This is a genomic window from Myroides phaeus (assembly GCF_009799805.1).
Taxonomy (GTDB): Bacteria; Bacteroidota; Bacteroidia; order Flavobacteriales; family Flavobacteriaceae; genus Flavobacterium; species Flavobacterium phaeum_A.
Genome location: NZ_CP047050.1, coordinates 1,440,426 through 1,464,839, shown reverse-complemented (window position 1 = coordinate 1,464,839; position 24,414 = coordinate 1,440,426). Strand labels below are relative to the sequence as shown.

The window sequence follows — 24,414 nt, the reverse complement described above, 5'->3', positions numbered from 1 at the left end:
CAAAAATAATATGTCAAAAATACAAATTCAAGATACGTCAAATCCAGCTATTATAAAATTTGTTTTACCAGATTTTATAACTAAAGGTGATAACTATGAGTTCAAAAACATTGACGAGACTGCAAACTCTCCTCTTGCGAAAGAACTTTTCTACCTTCCTTTTGTTAAAACGGTTTATATCTCAAATAATTTTATCGCCATCGAAAAATTTTCAATTGTTGAATGGGATGAAGTAAAAGAGACCGTTGCTGATCAGATTGAACTTTTCATCGCTAAAGGTAAGAAAATCCTAATAGATTCTAAAAAAGAAATAAAAAAGCAACCAATTACAATTTATGCTGAATCAACACCAAATCCAGCAGTATTAAAATTCGTTGCTAATAAATTATTAACAAAAAAAGGAGTAGAATTCAAAAATATTGATGAAGCAAGTTCATCTGCTCTTGCTAAAGAATTATTCAAACTATCTTTTGTTAAAGAAATCTTTATTGATGAGAACTATGTTTCTATTTCTAAATATGATGCTTACGACTGGAATGAGTTCGTAAACTCTACAAGATCTTTTATCAAAGAATTTTTAGAAAACGGAAACTTAGCAGTTGATGAGTCATTAATTACAGATACAAAAGCAATTGAAGAGCACGAAGAACAACACTTTGATTCTTTAGACGAGAAGTCTCAACGTATCATCAATATCTTAGAAGAGTATGTGAAACCTGCAGTACAAGCTGATGGTGGAAATATTGCTTTTCAAAACTATGACGAAGCTACAAATACAGTTCAAGTAATGTTACAAGGTGCTTGTAGTGGGTGTCCTTCTTCTACTTTCACATTGAAAAATGGAATTGAAAATATGCTTAGACAAATGTTACACGACAACGAAATCATTGTTGAAGCATACAACGGATAATAATCCTAAACTTTTTATATTAAATAGGCTGTCTAAATATAGACAGCCTATTTTTTTTACCTCTTGTAAACTGTAAAATATAGCAACCTTCTAAAAGGCATTCATTCCTACAAATTAAAACTCACGCACTCCTTTTCATTTAAAACAATACACCTCAACTTTAATCCCTGCTTTCAAGAATAGAGAATACACTTACATTAAGTATCAATCTCTTATTGAATAAAAAAAGAGGCTACCGTATCCGATAGCCTCCCTACTTTAACTAAATATAGATTAGTTCATTCTTATGAATGACTTCCTCTTAACATCAATCTCAAAATCTTTAAACAATTCTAATAAACCAATAGTAGATTTAATTAAATCATCTGTTTCAAATAATATTGAGAAATATAATTTACTATTCTTAGGACTCGTCTCCGTAGTTCTAATACGAATAATCTGTTTTTGAATCAATTTATCAACAGCAGATATTAACTCCTCTTTATCTTTCAAGATATCGTCGATTTCACTAAACTTCTCCTCAGAGAATAAAACAACAATCTTGTCAAATAGATCTTGTAACTTTTTATCAATCAGTTTTAAGTCTCTAATCTGATTGAATTTTAATTTCTTATGGTTATTATCAACGTGAGTAAAACTATGTTGTGCAATAAAACTAATTGCTTTAATCATATCTTGAAGATATCCTAAAGTCAACACGTAGAATTTACTTGCTCCAACTGATGTTTCATCTAAGTTCTTAATAAAGAAGTAAACATTACCTCTTAAATCATCTACTTCTTTCTCCAACTTCTTCAATTGCTTCTTGCTCTTCTTAAGTTGGTTAAGATCTTGAAGTGCTACACCATCAACTACTGTTGTATATAACTCATTCGCACGAGTCAATACATTAGCAATTTGTGAAGAACTCTCTGATGCTACTCCTTGAATAGTTACAATATCAACCTTATCAAGTTTAGCTTCTTTTGCCTCTTTCTCTTTTGTCTTCTTAATATGGTTTTTATTACTTCTGTATAATAAAATACCTACTAAGATTAACATACCAACTACAGCATAAACTTCTCCTATTTTCAAAATATAGGCAGCAATAAAAGCAGCTACGAAAGCAACAATAGCAGTTACAAACCATCCACCAATTACATTAAACACACCTGCTACTCGATATACTGCAGAATCTCTATCCCAAGCTCTATCTGCAAATGATGTACCCATTGCAACCATAAATGTTACATAAGTAGTAGATAATGGCAACTTCATAGATGTACCAATTGAAATCAAAATACTCGCAACCATTAAGTTTACAGAAGCACGTACCATATCAAAAGCTGGCTCATCTTTAGATGACGATTTCTTGTCTTTTTTAGGAAGCTCAAAACGACTATCCATTTTCAATTGAAGTGACTTTGGTAAAAAATAGTTAATTCCCATTCCGATTAAAACTGTAGTTCTAACGATGAATTTAGATAAACTATTTGGCGCAAACTTCTCTTCTGTTGATCCTGTATCTTGACGAGCTAAACTCATCTCTGTTTCAATTACATTCTTAGCTTTTTTAGATGTCCACAAGGTATAAACCATGATTAATCCAGCTATTACTAAGAAGTAAAAAGGAGCAACTACATTTTCCTCTGCTAATTTCCCCATCATATAAGTGTCAGCTGACTGACCTGATAAGGCGAAGAATTGGTAAGATTGGAAAGCTGCAATAGGCACCCCGATAAAGTTTACTAAGTCATTTCCTGCAAACGCTAATGCTAAAGCAAAAGTTCCAATTACAATAATAACTCGTAATATATTTACTTTTAAGAAGCTCATTAATGCTTGTGAAAACAATGTCCAGAAAACAAAACTCACTAAAATGATTGTTAACTGATTGTTTGCAATCCACATATTAGTCTCTTTTGTCAAGAAACTTGCTCCTTTTAAACCTTTTATTAAAATAAAGAAAGTAATTGCAGTAATAGCAATCCCTCCGAATAAAGCACCAAAATATTTTAATTTCTTCTCAACTTGAAAAGTAAAAATCAAACGAGAAAAATACTGAACAACTGTACCAATTGAGAACGATAATAATACCGATAATAAAATACCTACTACAATTTCTGTGGCTTTAGCAGTGTTGATATACGCTGGTAATGTTGCCCAACTATCATCATTGGCTACAATTTTCATAATACTTAAACACACTGCAGCTCCTAATAATTCGAAAACAATAGAAACTGTTGTTGAAGTAGGTAAACCTAATGAGTTAAAAACGTCTAACAATAAAACGTCAGTAATCATTACGGCGAGGAAAATAATCATCACATCGTTAAAGGTGAACATACTCGGCACAAAGATACCACTCCGAGCAATTTCCATCATTCCACTTGAAAATAACGCCCCGACTAAAATACCTAACGAGGCCACAATCATAATTGTACGGAAAGTAACAGCTTTTGAACCAATTGCAGAATTTAAAAAGTTTACTGCATCATTACTAACCCCAACAGTTAAATCTATAATTGCTAAAAGCCCTAAAGCAATAAGCATTACTATAAAAATCTGTTCCATTTAAAATTTATTTAATTAAAGTATGAAACAAATTTGACTATAATTATCCACTCCGATGTTAACTTAATGTTACCATTTCTCTTTTTTTTGTTGCTAAATTTACATTCTCAAAAATCGTAACTTTCAATGTTACTTATAAATACAAAAAAATGAACGAACTACATACTGAAAACAGTCCATACCTCTTACAACACGCTAATAACCCAATTTATTGGAAAGCCTGGAATCAAAAAACATTAGAGTCTGCTTTACAACAAGATAAATTGATTGTTGTTAGTATTGGTTATTCTACTTGTCACTGGTGTCACGTTATGGAACACGAAAGTTTTGAAAATGCAGAAGTTGCTACCTTAATGAATGAGCATTATATCTCAATTAAAATAGACAGAGAAGAGCATCCAGATATTGACAACTTTTATATGAAAGCAGTACAACTTATGACTAAACAAGGTGGTTGGCCTCTTAATGTTGTTTGTTTGCCTGATGGTCGTCCTGTTTGGGGAGGAACTTATTTTAAAAAAGAAGCTTGGACAGATTCTTTAGAACAACTAAAAAATCTTTACCGCGATAGAAAAGATACTGTGATTGACTTTGCAGAAAAACTAAGTGAAGGTATTTCTATTTTAAGCTTAGCGCCACAATACAAAGAAGAAAGTAGATTTAATCTGGATATTGTTCTTGACAAATGGAAAAACAGCTTTGATCCTGAATATGGTGGGTATAATAGAGCTCCTAAGTTTATGATGCCCACTAACTTACTTTATCTTCAAAAATTAGGCTTTTTAAAAAGTGATAACGATTTATTAGAACACATAGACCTTACACTAACAAAGATGGCTTATGGTGGCCTTTTCGATACAGTTGAAGGTGGTTTTTCAAGATATTCTGTTGATTTCAAATGGCACGTTCCTCATTTTGAAAAAATGCTATATGATAATGCGCAATTATTAAGTGTTTATGCAGATGCTTACAAGAGAACTTCTAACCCACTATACTCTGAAATAATTGATAAAACAATCAAGTTTATTTTTACAAATTGGGACAATAAGCAAGGTGGTTTTTATTCTGCATTGGATGCTGATAGTTTAAATGCAAACAGCAAACTTGTTGAAGGAGCATTTTACACTTGGACAAAAAAGGAATTACAGGAGTTTTTACAAGATGATTTTGACCTTTTTAGCATCGTCTTTAATATCAATGAATTTGGTTATTGGGAAGAAGGACAATACGTTTTAATTCAAAATAAATCATTAGAAGAAATTGCGCTTTCACAAAATATAGCGTTATCTGACTTGTACTCTAAAAAGTGTGCGTGGGAAGCTCTTCTTTTAGAAAAAAGAAATTTACGCGCAAAACCACGATTAGATGATAAAACAATTACTTCTTGGAACGCTATGTTGATTACTGGATTACTTGATGCATACACTGCAACGCATAATCAAGAGTACCTAAATCGTGCAATCAAATTAGAAGATTTTATTCACTCAAAATTATGGAGTGAAGACGGTGGCCTATTTAGAACTTTCAAAAATGACAAAGCTACAATTGAAGCCTTTTTAGATGATTACGGTTTCTACATTCAAGCTCTAATTAATCTTTTTGAACACACAGCTGAGGAAAAATATATCAAACACGCCAAAAACATAGTAGACTTATCACTTGACAAGTTTTTAGATCACAAAAGCTCGTTCTTTTTGTATAGTGCAAAAACAAATAAAAACATTACTCCTGCAGTAGAAATTGAAGACAATGTAATTCCGTCTTCAAATGCTATTATGGCAATGAATTTATTAAAATTAGGTGTACTATTTGAAAACGCTCATTATACTCAAATTGCAACAGATATGACCAAAGTAGTTTTGTCTCAGATTGACTATCCTTCTGCTTACTCACATTGGTTGTTACTTGATTTATATTTACAACACCCAATTGAATTGTCTTTTGTTGGAGAAAATGCCAAAAAACAAGCCTTAAAAATCAGAGATAAAATGATTTCACGTGCTTTTATATTTTCTTCAACTACGGATTCTACTATTCCTTACTTAGCAAAATACGGAAATAGCGATTCAACTTTACATTATATTTGTATGAACTCTTCTTGTTTAAAGCCAGAAGAAAACGTTACAGCATTAGAAAAGTACACATTATAACTTATGGAAAAATTAGATAATTTACTTACGAGATACATAGAGAACTTTATTGCGTTCATTCCAGAGGTAGTAACCTCTCTAATCATTTTAGGATTAGGAATGTGGGCAATCAAGTTTCTTCAAAAATTAGCGCAAAAGATTTTTGTCAAAAATAAAATAGACCCAACTTTTTCGAGCTTTATTTTGGATGTATTGATTTGGGGATTGCGCATCTTACTTTTTGTTATTATTGCATCAAAACTTGGAATTCAAACAAGCTCTTTTGTTGCTATAATTGGTGCAATGAGTTTAGCTATTGGTCTTTCATTACAAGGATCTCTTAGTAATTTTGCTGGAGGTGTTTTAATCATTTTATTTAAACCTTTTCGCATTGGAGATGTGATTGAAGCACAAGGAGAGACGGGTAAAGTTTTAGCAATTCATATTTTCTCAACACAAATTGTCAATTATCAAAATAACATTATCTACATCCCAAATGGTGTATTATCTAATGGAAAAATAAAAAACATAACTCAAAACAACTTAAGAAGAGCTGAAATTTTTGTACAAACGAATCTTGTTAAGAGTACGAGTGATTTTATAGAACAACTAAAAGCTGAATTAGATAATCACGATATGATTATCTCTCAACCCAAACCACGTATTCTTATCAAAGAACTTTTAGATACTAAGATTACGTACAATGTGCAGGTCTGGGTAGAAAACGACAATTACAATACGGTGTGTTCTTTTGTTTTACTTAAAGCTAAAGAAATCACTGATTCCCTATAATACATACTAACGGCTGTCTTTGTTATGAACGACAGCTGTTCTTTTTCATCTCACCTCTTACAAACAAAAAGTGATTGATTAGATTCTATTAATTACCCTAAAAACAGATTTATTTATAATAATCAACAAGGTTTTAAACATACATTAGTTGGAGATAACTCGGAGATAAGTCGTAGATACCTCACATAGAGGCCTTTTTTGCGAACAATCTCCGATTTATCTGCGACTTATCTACGACTAACCACTGCACAAAGCCTTATAAACACAAGGTTTCAAGAGTTTCAAAATCGAAATATTTTATAAGAATCTACGCACCTCATTTTAGACCAAACAAAAAAGGCTCAAGTATTTAAACTTGAGCCTTTCGTTATAGACCTATTAGGTTATGTTATTTTTTCTTTGTTATTAAAACAAAATCTTTCAAATAAAAAGGTTCAAAATATGCCACATCTACAAAGTCATTAGCTAAAAACTTACTATGAGCCATTGAACACATTTCTTTTGCAGAAGGATAAATATTCTCAGGGTAATAAATAAAGTTATCTCCATTTAAAACTTCTTTACACTTCAATGCACCATCACCAATTAAGTGTAAAGTATTTGTTTGACTATAATCTGCAAACGAATTTTCATCAACAACAACTGCTTCAATCGGAGCAATTTTATTATATGTTGAATCAAATACAGCTGAGAAAACTTCCATTCTCCTTGCATCTAACATCGGAATAATTAATCCCCCTTCAACATTAATCTGACGAGCCAAAACTTCTAATGTATCCAAGGCAATCATTGGAATTGATAAACCATAACAAAGTCCTTTTGCAGAAGATACACCAATACGTAATCCTGTATATGAACCTGGCCCTTGACTTATTGCAATAGCGCTTAAATCTTTTAAACTTTTACCGTTATCTTTTAATACTTCTTCAACAAATACGTGTAGTTTTTCTGCATGAGAAAAATTCTCTTCAGCTATTTCTCTACATTCAATCAATTGACCATCTACAGACAAAGAAACCGAGCAATTCTTAGTTGCTGTTTCGATACTTAAAATCGTTATCATTCTTTTTTACTTTCTACTTTAACTTTATCTCCATTTTGGAGCGTTCTACTAACAGTTGAATAAGGTCCTGTTATAATTTCATCATTCGCACTAACGCCATCTATAATTTGAATGTTAGCATCATCTTGAATACCTGTCTTTACAAACTTAAGTTTTGCTATACCGTTGTCATTAACAAAAACAGCCTCTCGCATCAAGTCTTTAACTAACGCCTTTTTCCCTTCTTCTTTAGACAAAAGAGTATCTGTTGGACTACGCATTACTACTGCACTAATTGGTACAGCAAGAATATCTTTCTTCACATTTGTAATGATATCTACAGCAGCAGTCATTCCTGGTCTAAAAGGCGAATAGTTCTCAATACTATTATCTAACAAATCTTCATACGACTCTCTCAGTATTTTAATCTTTACCTTGAAAGTAGTTACTTGATCTGATGATAAAGTTGCATTTGAAGCAGAATTTGAAATACTTGTTACTACTCCCCTAAACTCCTTTTTTAAATAGGCATCAACATTAATTCGTGTTTCATCTCCAAGCTTTACTTTTACAATATCATTTTCATTGATGTCAACTTCAACTTCCATACTATTCAAATTGGCAACGCGCAATATTTCTGTCCCAGCCATTTGCTGTGTTCCTAAAACACGTTCTCCCAACTCTACATCTATTCGTGAAATTGTACCATAAGCAGGAGAATAAATTGTTGTTCTTAGTAAATTACTTTTAGATTCTGCTAAGGCTGCTTTAGCACTCTCTACATTGTAAAAAGCAGAGTTTTGTGTTGCTTTAGCAACTTCATACGCACGAACTACCTTATCCCACTCTGAGCGAGAAATTACTCCTTTTTCAAATAATCGAGCATTTCTATCATAATTTGACTTCGCTTCTTTCAGTTGGGCTACTGCTTGCTCTAATCCAGCTTTACTTGTAGCCAGCATAGCAACCATACGGTCTACTGCAGAAGTATATAAATCAGGATTAATCTCTACAAGTAAATCACCTCTTTTTACAACTTGACCTTCTTTCACTGGCAAATTTATGATTTCTCCGGATACTTCAGAAGAAATCTTTATCTCTATTTCAGGTTGAATCTTTCCTGTACCTGATACGGTTTCAACGATATTAGATTTTTCAAGTGTTACCACCTCTATCGTAGTTAATTCTTCTTTCTTTCCGAAAACAAAAACAGATAACAGAATAGCTATAATAACTAAAAGTATAAAAACAACAATGTATTTCTTTTTCATAATCTTAATTTTTAAATAATGGTATTCCAAAGTAATACTCTAATATCTTCGTCTTAAAAATATAATCATACTTGGATTTTAATAAATTCGATTGAGCTGTAACTAATAAGTTTTGATTTTGATTGAGTTCAAAAACGTTGATTAATCCCACAGCATATCTCTCTTTTGCATACTCTAAAGATTGTGTTCTTGCTTTTAAACTTACAACACTTGCTTCATAGGTTTTCAATGCACTTTGGGTATCTGTATAAGCCTTAAATAATAATTGCTCTAAATTCAATATCACAACCTCTCTTTCATTCTCAATCTGTTTCAATCTCAACTTGCTCAACTTTACATTATTTCTAACTGAGAACCCTTGAAAAACAGGAACAGCAAGGCTTAGTCCAAAACTTGATGTTTTATTTTTGTCGAACTGACTAAAAAAGGAATCTGGTCCGCCAAACACCCCCATTGTATTTTGTTGTAAAACACGTTGGTTTGTTCCTTCTACATACCCAATTGTACTACTTGTTCCAGTACTTTCTATACCTACCAATCTATCTTGATAATTGATATTTGTTCCCAAATTGTAAAAAGCACTTAATCGAGGTAAATAAGCACCTCTGCTAATTTTTACATTTCGCTCAGCAATATCTACTTCAGCTTCTGCATTCTTTACAATTGTTAAAACCTCAAATGCTCTTGACTTTATTTCTTCAGGTGTATAGATTAACACAGCACTTTCTCCAACTTCATAATCTGAATCAATAACATCGAAAGCTTCGTAATCATTTATTTGTAGTAACTGAGCTAAATTTAACCGAGCCATTACTAATTCGTTCTGAGAAACAATTAATCTTTGTGTAGCTACAGCTACAGTTGCATTAGCCTCTAACAAATCGCCAGCCGGAACTACACCTGCATCTACAAGCTCTTCTGTTCTTTTAGACTGACTTTCATCATACTCAAGTTGTACTTTATTTGTACGAACTAATTCCTTGTTAAAAATAATCTGCAAGTATGAATTAATCACATTCAAAGCGATATCCTCCTTCATTTTTTGAAGTTTATATTGTGAGGCTAAATGTGCTAAACGCGATTTGACTAACAAATTTTGATTCTGAAGTCCATTGTATATATCCACATTGACACCAACTCCGAAACTGCTACTTTGAATTGTTTGACTTTCGATAGAATTTGTAACTTGATTGGGTTGATCAGCTATAGTCCACGAATGATTTCCCGTCATATTGATGCCTGGCAAGAAATTACCAAAAGCGATAGCCTTATTAATTACAGCACTTTCTTCATCAAGTTTAGATTGTTTAATCCTAATATTATTATCTATAGCGTGCTCTATACATTTTTGTAAAGACCAATAATTATCTTGTGCTAAAATATATTGAGGCAATAAATAAATAAAAAAACTAATTGCAATTACTCTATATCGGTTAATCATAAATCTAATTATTTTTCAGAATTGACAAAAAAACAAACATTATGTTACTGTTGTATAAAGTAATAAAAAAAACCGCTATAAGTAGCGGTTTTTTATTACTGTTTTATAACTTTTTTGCTTTTATAGACTTTATAACTGAAAAATAAAGCTAATCCTACCAAAAGATAAGGAAACAACATCAAGTAGACGATTCCATCATTTACTGCTTCAGCCTTTACTCCTCCCTCTTCTGTTTCAAGAGACGCTCTACACATTGCACACTGTGCTTGTATATTTTGTAAAGACAAAAAGCAAATAAAAAGAATCCAACCAATTTTTTTCATTGCTTATCGCTTTAGAAATTAATGTATATAATACGGAGAAATCATTAAATACACAATTACTCCAGTAACTGCAACGTATAACCACATTGGGTATGTAATACGCGCTAATTTTTTATGTCTTTGATATGAACCTGAAATACCTCGTACAAAAGTAAATAGTACAAAAGGAATGATAATAATAGACAGCATTATGTGCGTTATCAAAATAAAGAAATAAACATAACGAATTATCCCTTCTCCTCCATAACTTGTCTCAATTGAAGTCATGTGATAAGCTACATACATTGCTAAGAAAGCTAAAGAACAACCCATACAGATTTTAATCAATAGCTCGTGTAACTTCATATTACCTTTTTTAATAGCACGAACTGCTAATACAAGTAATACAGCTGTTATACCATTAATTGTTGCATAAATTGGAGGTAAAAAGGTTAATGGCTTAACATCGTACCCTAACTTCTGAAGATTTACTCCAAATAATATTGCTACTACTACTGGGATTGCCACAGACAATACCCAAATCCATTTACTAAACTTTTGTTCTACGTTTGTATTATTTTCCATTTTATTCTTCTAACAATAACTTAATATCTTGTTTTAACCATTCTACTCCTTCATCAGTAGTTCCGTCGTAATAAATGATTGGGTTACCGTGTTCATCTATTCTACAACGTATTTGCCCATTTTTATCTACAAGAGCAAATAAACCTGAATGTTCAAATCCTCCTGGAGCATCTGGATTAACTCCTGTGTACAGATTAAACTTTTTAGCTAAATCATAAATATAAGTAGCATCTCCAGTCATCATATGCCAATAAGGATTTTTAACTCCTAATTCATCTGCGTGAACTTTCAAAGCTTCTACTGTATCACGAGTTGGGTCAATAGTAATTGATGCTATACCAAACTTCATATTCCCGTAAAAAGTATCTTGAAGTTTAAGCATGTTCATATTCATAATAGGACAGATAGTAGGACAATTAGCGAAGAAAAACTCAACTAAGTAAACTTTCCCTTCATAACTATCGTTATTAATTGTCTTATTATTTTGATCTACTAATTCAAACTTAGGTGCTGTACCTACAACGTGTAAATCAGATTTTTCAAACTTTTTAATAATTTTAGGCACTGCCCATATACCAAATATCAATACAATAAATGATATCCAGATGTACGACTTATCTTTCATATTATTCACCTTTGTTTATGCGTTTATATTGTTTCAATGCTAATCTGTATTCTGCTAATACTACTTTCACATCATCCATCATATCATTATTTAACTCCGCAGCTGAAATAGTAGAATAACCTTCTTTATATTCGAAATCCCCTAATTTATTAGGTCCTTTTCTACCTCTAAGGTTTTTATCTTTATCTATTATATAAACATTCAAGCTTGCCAAGTCATCATCAAGTTTACCAACTAATCCAAGTGAATTATAAAACTCTTGAATTTCTTCTGGTTTTAAAAACAAATAATTCCAATTTGACATATCTGAAATTGGGCTTAATTCATTAACTACCTTTTCAGCTTCAGCTTCACTTCCTATTGGCAATACCATCACTAATTGAAAGTCTTCAAAGTCTAAATATCTTTTATAAATTTTTTGATTAAGATTAAAGGCGTCTCCTCGATCTCTAAAAAGATGTCCTCCAGGAAAACCAAGTACTGTTATCTTTCCTTCTAATTTTGGTTGCTTATTCAATGAGGTTTTTCCTATTGGCAACTCATTTACACCTTCAGTTATAACGGGAAGACGTACAAACTGATTAACACCTGTTGCAAAAAATAAATAAGCGCAAATAGGCATAATAAATAACAAAACTAAGATAAGGTATTTTTTCATTTTTAAATGCTATTATGTAACTCACAAAAATAAAAAAAGGCGGTCAATAAACCGCCTTTTTCATATATAATATGATATTAAAATATCCACTTGTACTGTGAATTATGGAATACGTCAAAAATATAGTTTCCTTCTGTCAAAACTAAAGTAATTAAGTAAACACATAAGAAAGATAATATCCCCGCTACTGACCATCTAAAAGCCGCTTTTTCTTGCTCTAAGTGCATGAATGCCCACATAATGTAGTAAGCTTTAACAACAGTTAAAATAATGAAGATATAGTTTAATAAACTTAATCCAAAGATATGAACGTGGTGTAATGATTCAGGTTTAAAAATACCTAACACTACTTCTACTAAAGTAATCACAGACATTATTGCGAAAACGATCCAGATTCTCTTTGTATTTGAATGATGTGCTGCTTCTGCTGCCATTTTTTTCGAATTTTAAAGTTAAACCAAATAAAAGAATGTAAATACAAATACCCACACTAAGTCAACAAAGTGCCAGTATAATCCACCTTTTTCAACCATTTCATAGCTACCTCTCTTTTGGTAAGTACCCATTAAAACGTTAAAGAAGATTACCACATTAATTAAAATACCTGTGAAAACGTGGAATCCGTGGAATCCTGTAATAAAGAAGAAGAAATCAGCAAACGTTTTGTGTCCGTACTCATTACGAATTAAACTTGCTCCTTCAACTACTAAAACTGCGTCATTCAAACGAGTAACAGACTCTTCTCTTGTAAGAATCTCTTTGTGTTTTTCATCAGTAGTTTTTTGTGTTCTAATTCTCACATTTGGATTTGCCTCAAATCCTGCTTTAACTTCTTCGATTGAATAAGTTGTTGCTTCTGGACCTTTCACGAACCATGTTGCGTTCGCTCTTGTCAATGTAGCTTCATTTCTGTTTGCATCAACTAATGCAAAGTCAGATAGAGCAATCTGTTTTCCATCTTCTCCTACGAATTGTAAAATAGATCCTCCTCTTGTTTCAACAGCTCCGTAAGAACCATTAATAAAGTTTTTCCATTCCCACGCTTGTGATCCTAAGAATACTAATCCTCCTACAATAGTCAAGAACATGTAAGTAGCCACTTTATTCTTTTTCATTTGATGTCCAGCATCTACGGCTAAAACCATAGTAACTGAAGAGAAAATCAAAATAAAAGTCATCAATGCCACATAATACATCGGTGCATCTACACCATGTAAAAATGGAAAGTGATTAAATACTTCGTCAGCAATAGGCCAAGTATCTTGAAATTTGTAACGAGTAAACCCGTATCCTACCAGGAATCCACAAAATGTTAATGAATCTGATAATATGAAATACCACATCATCATTTTACCATAGCTTACCTTTAGAGGCTCATTTCCTCCGCCCCATGTAGTTTCTTTAGTAGCTGCTGTAGTAACTGTCGCTCCCATAAAAAGTTGTTAGTTATAAAGTTCTCAAATTTAGTTATATTTTTCTATTTATAGAATGTAAAAAATAAAAACAAATAAATCCACAACAAATCTAAGAAATGCCAAAACCATGCACATAACTCAATTCCAATGTTTTGCTGAGAATTATACTTTTGTTTAAAATGATTATAAATTACATACAATAATGCTAATAGTCCACCTGATAGATGGGCTATGTGTACAATTACAATTACGTATAAAAACGAAGTTGTGATCGTACTTTCACTTCCAGTAAAGAAATATCCTGCGGAAATAACTTCACCAAAACCTTTGAACTGCAAAAAAACGAATAACAATCCTAATATCAAAGTAGAAATTAGATAAGTAGTAGTTTTATTTCTATCGTCTCTCTTTATTGCCTTATATCCAAGGTGAAAAGTGATACTACTTAAAAAAATTGCTATTGTACTATATAAAAAGGCTGATGGCAACACAAAATCTGTTAACCAATCTGGACGAGACTTACTAACAACGTACGCACTTGTCAATCCTGCGAATACCATTGCTATACTTCCAATTCCAAAAAGCATCATTACTTTTAATGCTTTCCCCTTCTTTTCATACTGCTCTTGTGCTGTAATATCCATGTTTTTAATTATCTTAAAAATTTATCTAAAACATATATTATTTGAATCAACGAAATATATGTAACACTTACTAACATTAGTGAACGCGCAGCTTTATCTGTACGCTTTTTGTACAATTTTACTCCTGCTGACAACATCCATAAACCTGCAATAAAAACTAATACTGCTGATACTGGAGTAAGGTACAAACGTCCTGTCATACCAAATGCTGGGAAAACAGACGCAATCATTAACCATATTGTATACAAGATAATCTGTACAGATGTCTTTGTGTCTTTTTTTCCTGTTGGCAACATTGAGAAACCTCCTTTTTTATAATCGTCATATAAAAACCATCCGATTGCCCAAAAGTGAGGGAATTGCCAAAAGAATTGAATCATAAACAGTGTTCCTGCTTCTATTCCAAAGTTATTCGTAGCGGCAACCCAACCTAACATAAAAGGTATTGCACCAGGAAAAGCTCCAACAAACACAGAAAGTGGTGTTACAGTCTTTAACGGTGTATAAATACTTGTATATAAAAAGATTGAAATAGCGCCAAACATAGCTGTTTTAGGATTGATTGCATATAGAATACCAATACCTAAAATTGTTAACACTGTAGCTAACACAAATGCTGATGAAGGTTTTACTCGTCCTGAAGCTATCGGACGATTCATTGTACGCTTCATTTTTGCATCAAGTTCCTTCTCAATTATTTGATTGTAAACATTGGAAGCACCAACCATACAATAACCACCTACCGCAAGTGCAATAAGTGTTATAAAATTAATGCTGCTTAAATCAGGAACTGCAATTAGATAACCCGCTATTGTAGAAAAGACAACACTAAAGGCTAACCCCATTTTTGTCATTTCTTTAAATTCCTTCAATAACGAATTAGAAATATTTTTTTCAGAAGATAAATTCAAAGCTGTTTTCATTTACTTTTAATGATTTGCAAATATAATCCAATTTTTAAAACAAATCCTAATAACAAAGAGAACAGCTTTGATTATAATATTTTTTTAAGGTTTTAGTAACTATCTACAGTTCCTGACCCCTCAACAATAGTTTTTGCCGATGATGTACCAAGTCTTTTAACACCTAACTTAATCATTTCAATTGCAGCTTCTCTATCGCGAATTCCTCCAGATGCTTTTACTGGTAGTGGTCCTGCATTTTCAAGCATTAAAACAATCGCTGGAACTGTTGCTCCATTTGGTTTTCCTCCTTCTGTTTTATAAAAACCTGTAGATGATTTTACGAATACTTTGTCATAGTCTTTCTCTGAAAACTTAGACATTACTACATTTTTGATTAATGCTGTTAATTGTACAATCTCTACATCTGTCAAGGCAGCTGTTTCAATAATCCATTTTACTAATTTACCAGCGTTAAGTCCTAATGCAGTACATTCAGCTACTTCATTCTTAACTTTATCAACTTCTCCTTTTTTGAAAGCTGTATAGTCAACTACATAGTCTAATTCATCTACACCGTCTTTCACTGCTTGATTTGCTTCAGCTAATTTAGCTTCAAGTCCACGATTACCTTCTGGAAAATCGATTACAGTACCTATTGCTACTTTTGAATTAGCCTCATCAACCATTTTACGACCTAACTTAACGTGGTCTGGTCTAATCATTGCTAATTTAAATTTCTCATCAATAGCTTCTTGAATCAACTCAGCCACTACTTTACTATTATCTACTTCACTTAAACCAGCTTGTGTCGCAGTTTTTAAATAAGTAGAATCCATAAACTCTCTTAAATCTTGCATAATCTATTTATATTTAAAAAAAAATGACCCCTAATTGGGGTCATTTTGAAATTCTATTTCTTCTTAGTGATAAGAGTTAAACAAAGTAACAACCCAAATAAACTTCCTAAACAATTTGCAAATACATCCCCCCATTCAGCACTCCTTGTTGGAGAAAAGAAATACTGTAATATTTCTACAACTCCCCCTGTCGCACTTGCTATAGTAAAGATATAAATTGTCAACTTAATTTTCGAGTAATTTGGCTTACTTTTCACAATATAATTAAACCATACTATGGAAAATACAAAGTAAAAGGTAAAATGTGCTATTTTATCCTTATTAGGTATTTCCATACTTGGCACTTTGGATACGGTATTACCATCTAACAAACAGCCCATAAATATTAAAACTGTCCAGATAATTCCTACCCAAAAAAATATCTTACGCTCCAATCAATTCTTTATATTGTGCATCAGATAATAATGAGTCTACTTCACTCATATCTGAAATTTTCACCTTAATCATCCATCCTGCTCCGTATGCGTCAGTATTTACTAACTCTGGCTCAGTTTCTAATCCTTCATTGAACTCGATAATCTCTCCTGTCAATGGTAAAAACAAATCTGAAACTGTTTTTACTGCTTCTACAGTTCCGAATACTTCATCTCTGTCTAAAGTTTGGTCTAATGTCTCAACTTCAACATAAACGATGTCTCCTAACTCTTTTTGAGCGAAATCAGTAATTCCGATTGTAGCTACATCTCCTTCGATTGCTACCCACTCGTGATCTTTTGTGTACTTTAAATTAGCTGGTAAATTCATTTTATTTAGTTTTTAGCAAATGTATAATATTATTACATAATTAGGAACCAATCCTCATTAATTTCCGAAATTATATCTCATTGTAAATCCTGCTCTAATATTTGTTATAGGATACATAGTTGAGATTACTGCTTTTGAGAATGAGTGATCGTAGAAAAAGATTGCTGTTAAATTTTTACTCAACATATAATCTGCCGCTACTCTTAATGACCACATATTTTGTCCTCCTCCCATTTGACTATTATTATAGTCTAAATAGCGAACAATTGTTTCTCGCTTAGTCAATGTTAAGTCTGCCTTGATATTAATATCACTCGATATTCTTCCTCCAGCTCCATTATTTGCATACATAGAATTAAATCCTACATCTTTTACACGATAACCTAACCCAAGTACAAAATCATTCCCTCTTGTTTCTGTCAGTAAATTGTTGTCAAAACTTAAAGACAACATACGATCTTTTCTCATTTCTAACAAAACTTTTACGGCTGATTTTGTTTCTAAATCAAAACGAACAAGTGGATTAAACTGCTCATATAACGTTGCACTATTTACTACATTTTTAGATGGATAATTACCATACTGATTTAACGCATTCGGATCTTTGTAATACTCGTGATTGAAGCTATACGATCCTAATGTATAAGAAGCGCGATAACCGTGGTGAACGGAGAAACGTCTAAAATTATCTTTAAACCACTTCATCTTCATAAAACCAGTATATTTAATATTCCAGTTAGGCAAAGGCATATCTCTAAACAAACTTGTTGAAACCTTATCTGCATTCCCTCCTGTATAAGCTGCTAAAAATGCAGGTAAAAGAACTGCTTGACTACCTTTTCCATATCCTATAGGAAAACCATCTTGATCTACTGCTGTTGCATTTGGATCTCTTTCTGCCGCTAATCGATTTGCAACGGTCAATCTATTCTCTAACATACGATCAAATGTAGGTGACTGCATTAAATCACTTTTAGAGAATGATGTTCCCATCATAATTGTTGAAATACTAAAATTTCCATAACTATATGGTGCTTGTCCGTGATAAACTCCATCTTCTACAATAAACTGCTCAGAGTAATTATCAGACTTCATACGCTCTGCAAATAAATCAATTGTTAAATCTGGCAACAAACTTACTGATGCAGTAAGGTTTAATGTTTTATTACTAATTGTAGTATACGGTTGATTCATTTCAGGAAATTCAGTCAAATATCCATTCTTTGCAGCCTCATATCTGATATCTGCCTGACTACCAAAAACATATCCTAAGCTTGGTTTTGACGTTCCAAAGAACCCTACACTTGGCATAAAACCAGGTAACATAGTTCCGCTATTTTCAGAGTAATTTATCTGAATGTTTTTTACAGAAGTAACTATTCCAATTAATGCATCTGTTATTGCTGTTCCTATTCCTGGTTCATCATTTACATTCTTTTTAGTATTATCCTTTGCTTGTACTACTTTTTGTCCTGGAACAATCGCTGCTTTTTTAGCTTTTGAAGGAGTGGCTTTTTTACGTTGACCACTCTTTACTAAACCTAAATAACGATATAATGTTTCCATTCCTAAAGTCGTATTTAACCTTTGTGTTCTTGAGTTTTGAATTGTATTCCCTATACTGTAAAACACATCGCTGTCATCAAGTTGAATATTTGAATAAGCGTCTGAAGCACGTTGCCAATTAAAGTTTCCTGTATATGCATAGTTTGATCTAATAAAAGACAAAAACGGAATCTTATTTAGTGGTAGCTCATAGTTTAATGTAAACTGTTGAGAAAACTGATTAGGTTCTCCAATATTAAAATAATCATCCCAGATTCTATTATCATTGTCAATTTGACCAGTCGTTACATCATAATAATTTCTTACAATATTATTACTACCTCCTATATAAGTTAAACGTAAAGATTTTGTCAAATCAAAATTGAAACCAAAATTATAGTTGAAGAAATAATTACGTCTGTACAATGGATCTAAACCTATCCCTTCTACATCAAGTAATCTAAACTCTTGTCTATTATACTGACGCATTACATTACTTGTAAATGAAATATTACTTGGCATAAAATTGAAATTAAAATCTCTAATTAATTGCCAATAATTACCACTTAAAAAACTTACTTTTTTAAACGGTTCAATACTTTTTGTTTCAAATGAATAAGTATAATCTAACGATGTACGTGCTTGTTGTTCTAACATTGATTCTATCTCAAAATCGTGATGCTTCACTTCATTGTATGAATGAGATAATGTTAGGTTTTCAATATCGTAAATATGTCTCTTTTTCTCTGGATTCTTTTCTTTACTTATACCAATAAAATTAATACTTTTTCTCTTCGTATAATCAATTGCTCTTTTCTCTGCCTCTTCTGCTTCTGCAGACGATTTCGCTCCTGATTTAATATAACTTAATTTCAAATCAGGATTATTAGGATCATATTCAGGGGTAATAAACTCTTCACTGATAGCATAATTAAATGGCAAGTTTACTCCCCACGTTTTAGGTAGCAATTGTCCTAAATTAACATTAGTTACAACGCTATATGACTTTCTATCTTCTCGACTTCTTTGTTGTGGTCCTTGTTCTAATCCTCCAAAACCAATTGTAGATTTCATACCTGTCATCGATACAGTTGCAAAGTCAGCTAAATTAGCATCAATAGTAGCTGTTGCAGCCCACCCTCCTTTGTTATCCATATCGGACATACGCAACTCGTCAAACCAAAACTCTCCTGAAAACTCTTTACCTGTTACAACACCAACTGCGCCATTCATCACATTTCTAACACCAAGCATCATCACTCTAACTTTTCCAAAGTTTGGATTACCTTTAATTCCTAACTTAAGTTTATTAGGTTTGTCTATGACTGATCCGTTTAACTCCGACTCATCTACATAAAAAGTCTTTGACGCGTCATAACCAGGTTTACCTGATTCTGCCATCTTCAACAACTTTAATTTCGCTAATAAGTCGATTTCAACTTCTAATTCATTTTCTTTTGGCCAAATTGCCTCAGGATCTGCCTCTCCACCATTAGTAACTTTTAATGGTATTTCAATCTCATAGAAGTTATCCACCAAATCACTACCAATACGGATGAATGCAGCCATATCATAATCTCCTAATTTAGCTGATTCTTTTAAAGACTCTGCGTGTATGAACATACGCAGTTTTTTATATTGACGCATATCAACATTAAAGTTTTTATATACCCCTCTTGCGTCTCTATGCGTTAAGTTTTCAACTTTTAATAGTAACGATTGTTCATTCTGATTTATTAATGTGTTATTCATATACACCTGCTCTCTGCGAACACCTGGAGGGGACACATAAGGAATAGGTTTTTTATCGTAGTTATCTGTCAAATTAACTGATGCAACATCAATTTTTGTGTTTTTACCCCCGCTTACATTAGTTTCTTCAATTAAACTTCTATCAAACTTTTTCCAATCTGAACGAACTAAGTTTAATGTTCCAAAACGCAATGTTACATCTTTTTCAAAATCAGTTAAATACATACGCATAAAACGTATTGAACGCATATCGCTTATTGCTCCAATTTCTTTTTTATCTTTTGAATCTACTGGTATTTTAAACTGTAGCCATCTTACTTCTGTTTCTTGTCCATCAGGCAAAGGAACAATCGTAGTCCTAACATCTGTAACATACCCTTCTCCTGGTTGTAAGTTTGGTTTTACATCAACAGTATATTCATAATACGCATCAATTGTATTCATCGTATTATCTCCGTCAACATCTTCTGCATCTGGTTGATTATTTCCTCCTCTTCCACCTGAAGATGGGCTATTTCCTTCTAATCCATTATAATCTCTATAACGCTGTAAGATTCCTCCTGAAGCATCTAAATAGTGGATAAAATTATCGGCAGCTGGATCTGCAAAACTTGCAAACTCAGCAAATTTTATCCTCTCTTCTTCATCACTAAGACCATCTAATCCTACATCTTGAAGTTTTCTATTTTCAGCACTTGTATCAAAAGCATAGATTAATGAAGGTGCAGCTGGAACTTTTCCCCAAATAGTTTCTATAGTATGTACTAAGTTAGCTCCTGTATCAGGCAATCCATTTTCATATTGTTTATAACCATCTCTTAAAATATCTTCAGAGATAAATCCTAAGTTTAAACGCAGTTGCCCTGTATTTGTAGTTGCTACAGCTCCAGACCTACCAACATATGGATCCATTACCCAAAACTCAACAAATTCAATATTTGCTTGTTCAAAGTTTGTTGTACTTAAGCCACGCATAACACCACCCCAGTTGTTTTTAGGGGTTGGAGATTTTGCATTTTTCGTATATCCACTATAAAAATTGTAAGGTCCTCTTTCTTCTGGATAATACGTCAAGTCTAAGGTATTAATAACTCTACTTTCTCCGTAGGCAATATCTTTATTTGGAAATAACTCTTCACTATAAATTCTTCTTGTACGAATAGAAGACAAATCATATTCAGTCACACCATCTGGTTTTGAGCCCACAAAAAATACTGGATCAATCATATACCAAGACAGCTTTGAACGTCTGTAACCGTCTTCTAAAGAATAAGCTGTAGGTGCAACCTTATCTGCATTGGTGAAATCTGTAAATCTATGGAAACCAATAGGTGTACTTGATAACTTCCAAGCACTTGGTGCTTTTATATCAATCGTTGACTGTGTAGCTTCAAAATCATCTATGTAAGATGTAGCTTCACCATTCATCTGATCAAGCTTTGAAGTTCCAGGCTGTAAATAAGCAAACTCTCCTCTAAAAGATACGCGTGATTCTACATCTGTATCAATATTCGGCAACTTGTTTACTAACCTTGTTAAAAAGGGCACTTCTGTCGAATATTGTGCATTAAAGCCCCATATAGTATTGTTTACTGCTTCTTCACCATAATTTGACTTATGTGTAAAAGGCCTTTCAGATAAACGTAAAAACGTACCTCCTACAATAAAGTCTTTATTAAATTTATGCTCAACATTTAACCCAAAGAAACGCTTGGTTTGCTGTCCAAACATCGTATTGTTTTCTACAGAAACATCAATAGGCGTATTTGACGCTAATAATCCTTGGTCTAAGATCATAACACGCCCTCTACTGTAATCAACTGTATAATCAACGCCTTCTACAAGTACGCGTCCAGCTGCTTGCACAACTACAGATCCCGGTGCAACATTCATCGCTCCAATTGGGATTCCCTCTCCCATTTGGCTTGAATACTTTCCTTTTAATTGGAATTTATTCTTTTCACTTTGACGTCTTTCCGCATCTGTCTTACTTGTACGGTACATCTCTCTAAAAACATACTTTTTCTGGTTTTTATTGTAAGTCTCAGAATTATCGTAATCAGTATTGGCAACATTATCTTCAAGCTGCTTAAATAAATGCTCTCCAAATGGTTCTACTGTTGTAAATATCAATCGCCCATTAGTTGGGTCAATCGTTATCCCCTCAAATACATTACCACTATACTGATTGTTATTATTCCCATACCCGTTATTGCCATAATTATTATTATTTCCATAGTTGTTGTTATTTCCATAACCTCCATTTCCATAATTACTATTATTGGTACTACCCCCTGGGTTATTTGGATCAAAAACTTCTTGCATTCCTTTATTGGGTACAAAGTCAAAGAAACCATCTCCTCCTGCTTGAGGGTCGTTTGTATTATTTAATTGATCTAAATGAAAAACTTTTAAAAGAGGAGTACGCTCAACTCCTTCTGGTAACGGTTGATCTGTTACTGAAGAAATGTAGTTTAATGGACTCGGGTCTGTATATAAAATATTAAAACGGAACTTATCTTGAGATAAATACATCGCATTTGGAATCTGATAAATATTTTTCATCATCAATTTCCAAACAGGTTGTCCTACTAAAGTCAAATTACTTTTAAGCATTTTTAGAATTAATGCTTGTGATCTTGGAACATCTTCATTTCCAGGAAAATAATTAGGATCTCCTGGCTTTAAATTACCTTCCGTTGCTGTAGTCATTCCTGAGTCTGTACCAAACTCCCCTACTTGATATACTTGATCTCCAATAGAATATTGGTAAGCAACAGCTAATACTTCATCATTAGATAAACGCTGTTGTAAAGAAATATATCCTAATTGGGGATGAAAAGTAAACTCACTTGGATTTAACTTTCTTGCACTCTCTAAGCGTACAAAGTCTTTTCCTTCTTGAACTGAAATAGTAAAGGCAGAACTTCCTGAAGTACTTGTGCGTATAGCTGGTGTTAAATAGTTACTTCCTATTTTACCCGGATCAAACTGGTTATTTGCGTTATTCGGAAAAGCGTTATTTTGTAAATTAACAAAGAACCCATTTTCAGGATTACCTATACCAATAACATCTGTGTCATTTTTCCCAACTTTATTACGCCCCTCCCCTAAATCTTGTAAGGCTACAATATTTCGAGAATTATTATTGTTTTGATTTACACTATTGTAGCGATTGGTAATCCAAACTTCTACACGTGTAATTCTTACCCTACTTCTAACGTAAGGATAATTTTTTAAAGCTTCGTCGTAATTATTTCGGAAGTATTGTGATAAGAAAAAGTGCTTATCCTCATCGTAATCTAATGCGTATAACTCAAAATCTTCTAGCGTTCCTCCTCCTTCTGCACGCATAGAAGTAGTTTCTGATTTTTGTTCTGAGAATACCCCTGTAATTGTTGTTCTACCAAACTGAAGTTGTGTCTTAACACCAAATAAATTTTGCGCACCACGTATCAATGACCCACTAATTGGCATACTAACGTTACCAACTTCTACTGATCTAACAATATCATCTTCATCAGGCTCAAATGCCAACTTCATCATGTTTTGAAAATCAAAAGTAGCCTGTGTATCGTAATTAATATTTACTCCTAAACGAGTACCTACCATTCCTTGTAACCCCATACTAATCCTTTGATCAAAATCAAACGTCATATTCTTGCGGTTACGCGGTGATAGTATTGGATTATCTTGCTTGCTAAAACGAACCCCCATGTCAAATTCTACAGAACCGGAAGGTTTAACATCAATAGTATTTGAACCAAAAATTCCAGCAAACAACTTAGAGTTCACATAATAACGAGGTAACATATCACGTAAAGCTTCATCATCATCGTCAAGACGACCATGCATCGCATTAAAACGCTGCTGAAAATACTTACGCATTTCAGCGCGTAGTATCATCTCTTCAAATTCTTTACGCGTTAATATCAGTGGATAATTCACATTAAACCCATCAAATGTCTTAGTAAAATAATACATGTCCGTATAAGGATCATAGGTATAGCCTTCCTTGATCATCTGAGGATCAGGAATTACAATTTTACCAACATCGTATTTTGTTTGTAGTGAATCTACAACCTCTTCAGGTAATTCTTGTCCATAACTACGCTGCAAACCACATAGTAGTAAGAATACCAAAAACAGGTACGATTTAATATTAGGAATTATCCCCTTCAAGA

19 protein-coding genes are annotated in these 24,414 nt (G+C 32.8%); 3 read left to right on the top strand and 16 right to left on the bottom strand.

The window, feature by feature from the left end:
- Positions 1-10: 10 nt before the first annotated feature.
- Positions 11-910 carry a NifU family protein gene (locus tag GQS07_RS06575; protein ID WP_158210128.1) on the top strand — a complete coding sequence of 300 codons (900 nt, stop codon included), beginning with the start codon at positions 11-13 and terminating at the stop codon, positions 908-910.
- A 273-nt stretch (positions 911-1,183) separates the two neighbouring features.
- Here GQS07_RS06575 and GQS07_RS06570 read toward each other — a convergent pair whose 3' ends face one another.
- Positions 1,184-3,463 carry an inorganic phosphate transporter gene (locus GQS07_RS06570; RefSeq protein WP_158210127.1) on the bottom strand — a complete coding sequence of 760 codons (2,280 nt, stop codon included), beginning with the start codon at positions 3,461-3,463 and terminating at the stop codon, positions 1,184-1,186.
- A gap of 149 nt (positions 3,464-3,612) precedes the next feature.
- Between GQS07_RS06570 and GQS07_RS06565 the strand changes: the two genes are divergently transcribed.
- Both GQS07_RS06565 and GQS07_RS06560 read left to right on the top strand, forming a co-directional pair.
- Positions 3,613-5,613, top strand: a complete 2,001-nt coding sequence (locus tag GQS07_RS06565) for a thioredoxin domain-containing protein (protein ID WP_158210126.1) — start codon at positions 3,613-3,615, stop codon at positions 5,611-5,613.
- Between the two features lie 3 nt (positions 5,614-5,616).
- Complete coding sequence (locus GQS07_RS06560) at positions 5,617-6,384, top strand: mechanosensitive ion channel family protein (RefSeq protein ID WP_158210125.1); 768 nt, start codon at positions 5,617-5,619, stop codon at positions 6,382-6,384.
- 388 nt (positions 6,385-6,772) lie between these two features.
- Here the strand turns inward: GQS07_RS06560 and tsaB are convergent, their stop codons facing one another.
- The 15 genes from tsaB to sprA all read right to left on the bottom strand — a co-directional run bounded on the left by tsaB (position 6,773) and on the right by sprA (position 24,412).
- On the bottom strand, positions 6,773-7,447 hold the full coding sequence (gene tsaB, locus GQS07_RS06555; protein WP_158210124.1) for a tRNA (adenosine(37)-N6)-threonylcarbamoyltransferase complex dimerization subunit type 1 TsaB: 675 nt from the start codon (positions 7,445-7,447) through the stop codon (positions 6,773-6,775).
- Positions 7,444-8,697 (bottom strand): efflux RND transporter periplasmic adaptor subunit, encoded by a 1,254-nt coding sequence (locus GQS07_RS06550; RefSeq protein WP_090405904.1) that lies wholly within the window; start codon positions 8,695-8,697, stop codon positions 7,444-7,446. Before GQS07_RS06550 ends, tsaB begins: the two co-directional genes overlap by 4 nt.
- A gap of 4 nt (positions 8,698-8,701) precedes the next feature.
- Entirely contained in the window at positions 8,702-10,138 is a 1,437-nt protein-coding gene (locus GQS07_RS06545) for a TolC family protein (RefSeq protein ID WP_158210123.1), read from the bottom strand.
- A 95-nt stretch (positions 10,139-10,233) separates the two neighbouring features.
- Positions 10,234-10,461 carry a hypothetical protein gene (locus GQS07_RS06540; protein ID WP_158210122.1) on the bottom strand — a complete coding sequence of 76 codons (228 nt, stop codon included), beginning with the start codon at positions 10,459-10,461 and terminating at the stop codon, positions 10,234-10,236.
- Between the two features lie 18 nt (positions 10,462-10,479).
- Positions 10,480-11,025: a DUF420 domain-containing protein gene (locus tag GQS07_RS06535; protein ID WP_158210121.1), complete on the bottom strand. Its 546-nt coding sequence runs from the start codon at positions 11,023-11,025 to the stop codon at positions 10,480-10,482.
- A gap of 1 nt (position 11,026) precedes the next feature.
- The gene (locus tag GQS07_RS06530; protein ID WP_158210120.1) at positions 11,027-11,650 is read right to left on the bottom strand and encodes an SCO family protein; all 624 of its coding nucleotides are present in this window, start codon (positions 11,648-11,650) and stop codon (positions 11,027-11,029) included.
- Between the two features lies 1 nt (position 11,651).
- Positions 11,652-12,308, bottom strand: a complete 657-nt coding sequence (locus GQS07_RS06525) for a hypothetical protein (RefSeq protein ID WP_233269322.1) — start codon at positions 12,306-12,308, stop codon at positions 11,652-11,654.
- A gap of 77 nt (positions 12,309-12,385) precedes the next feature.
- Positions 12,386-12,742, bottom strand: a complete 357-nt coding sequence (locus GQS07_RS06520) for a cytochrome C oxidase subunit IV family protein (protein ID WP_158210119.1) — start codon at positions 12,740-12,742, stop codon at positions 12,386-12,388.
- 18 nt (positions 12,743-12,760) lie between these two features.
- Positions 12,761-13,741, bottom strand: coding sequence for a cytochrome c oxidase subunit 3 (locus tag GQS07_RS06515; RefSeq protein WP_158210118.1), 981 nt, complete (start codon positions 13,739-13,741; stop codon positions 12,761-12,763).
- Between the two features lie 44 nt (positions 13,742-13,785).
- Positions 13,786-14,367 (bottom strand): heme-copper oxidase subunit III, encoded by a 582-nt coding sequence (locus tag GQS07_RS06510; RefSeq protein ID WP_090405496.1) that lies wholly within the window; start codon positions 14,365-14,367, stop codon positions 13,786-13,788.
- Positions 14,368-14,375: 8 nt separating this feature from the next.
- Positions 14,376-15,290, bottom strand: coding sequence for a heme o synthase (gene cyoE / locus GQS07_RS06505; protein WP_158210117.1), 915 nt, complete (start codon positions 15,288-15,290; stop codon positions 14,376-14,378).
- Between the two features lie 92 nt (positions 15,291-15,382).
- The gene (gene deoC, locus GQS07_RS06500) at positions 15,383-16,129 is read right to left on the bottom strand and encodes a deoxyribose-phosphate aldolase (protein WP_158210116.1); all 747 of its coding nucleotides are present in this window, start codon (positions 16,127-16,129) and stop codon (positions 15,383-15,385) included.
- Between the two features lie 53 nt (positions 16,130-16,182).
- Positions 16,183-16,464 carry a VanZ family protein gene (locus GQS07_RS06495; protein WP_233269321.1) on the bottom strand — a complete coding sequence of 94 codons (282 nt, stop codon included), beginning with the start codon at positions 16,462-16,464 and terminating at the stop codon, positions 16,183-16,185.
- Positions 16,465-16,552: 88 nt separating this feature from the next.
- Positions 16,553-16,933 carry a glycine cleavage system protein GcvH gene (gene gcvH, locus GQS07_RS06490; RefSeq protein ID WP_158210114.1) on the bottom strand — a complete coding sequence of 127 codons (381 nt, stop codon included), beginning with the start codon at positions 16,931-16,933 and terminating at the stop codon, positions 16,553-16,555.
- A 57-nt stretch (positions 16,934-16,990) separates the two neighbouring features.
- Positions 16,991-24,412 carry a cell surface protein SprA gene (gene sprA, locus GQS07_RS06485; protein WP_410505313.1) on the bottom strand — a complete coding sequence of 2,474 codons (7,422 nt, stop codon included), beginning with the start codon at positions 24,410-24,412 and terminating at the stop codon, positions 16,991-16,993.
- Between the last annotated feature and the right edge of the window lie 2 nt (positions 24,413-24,414).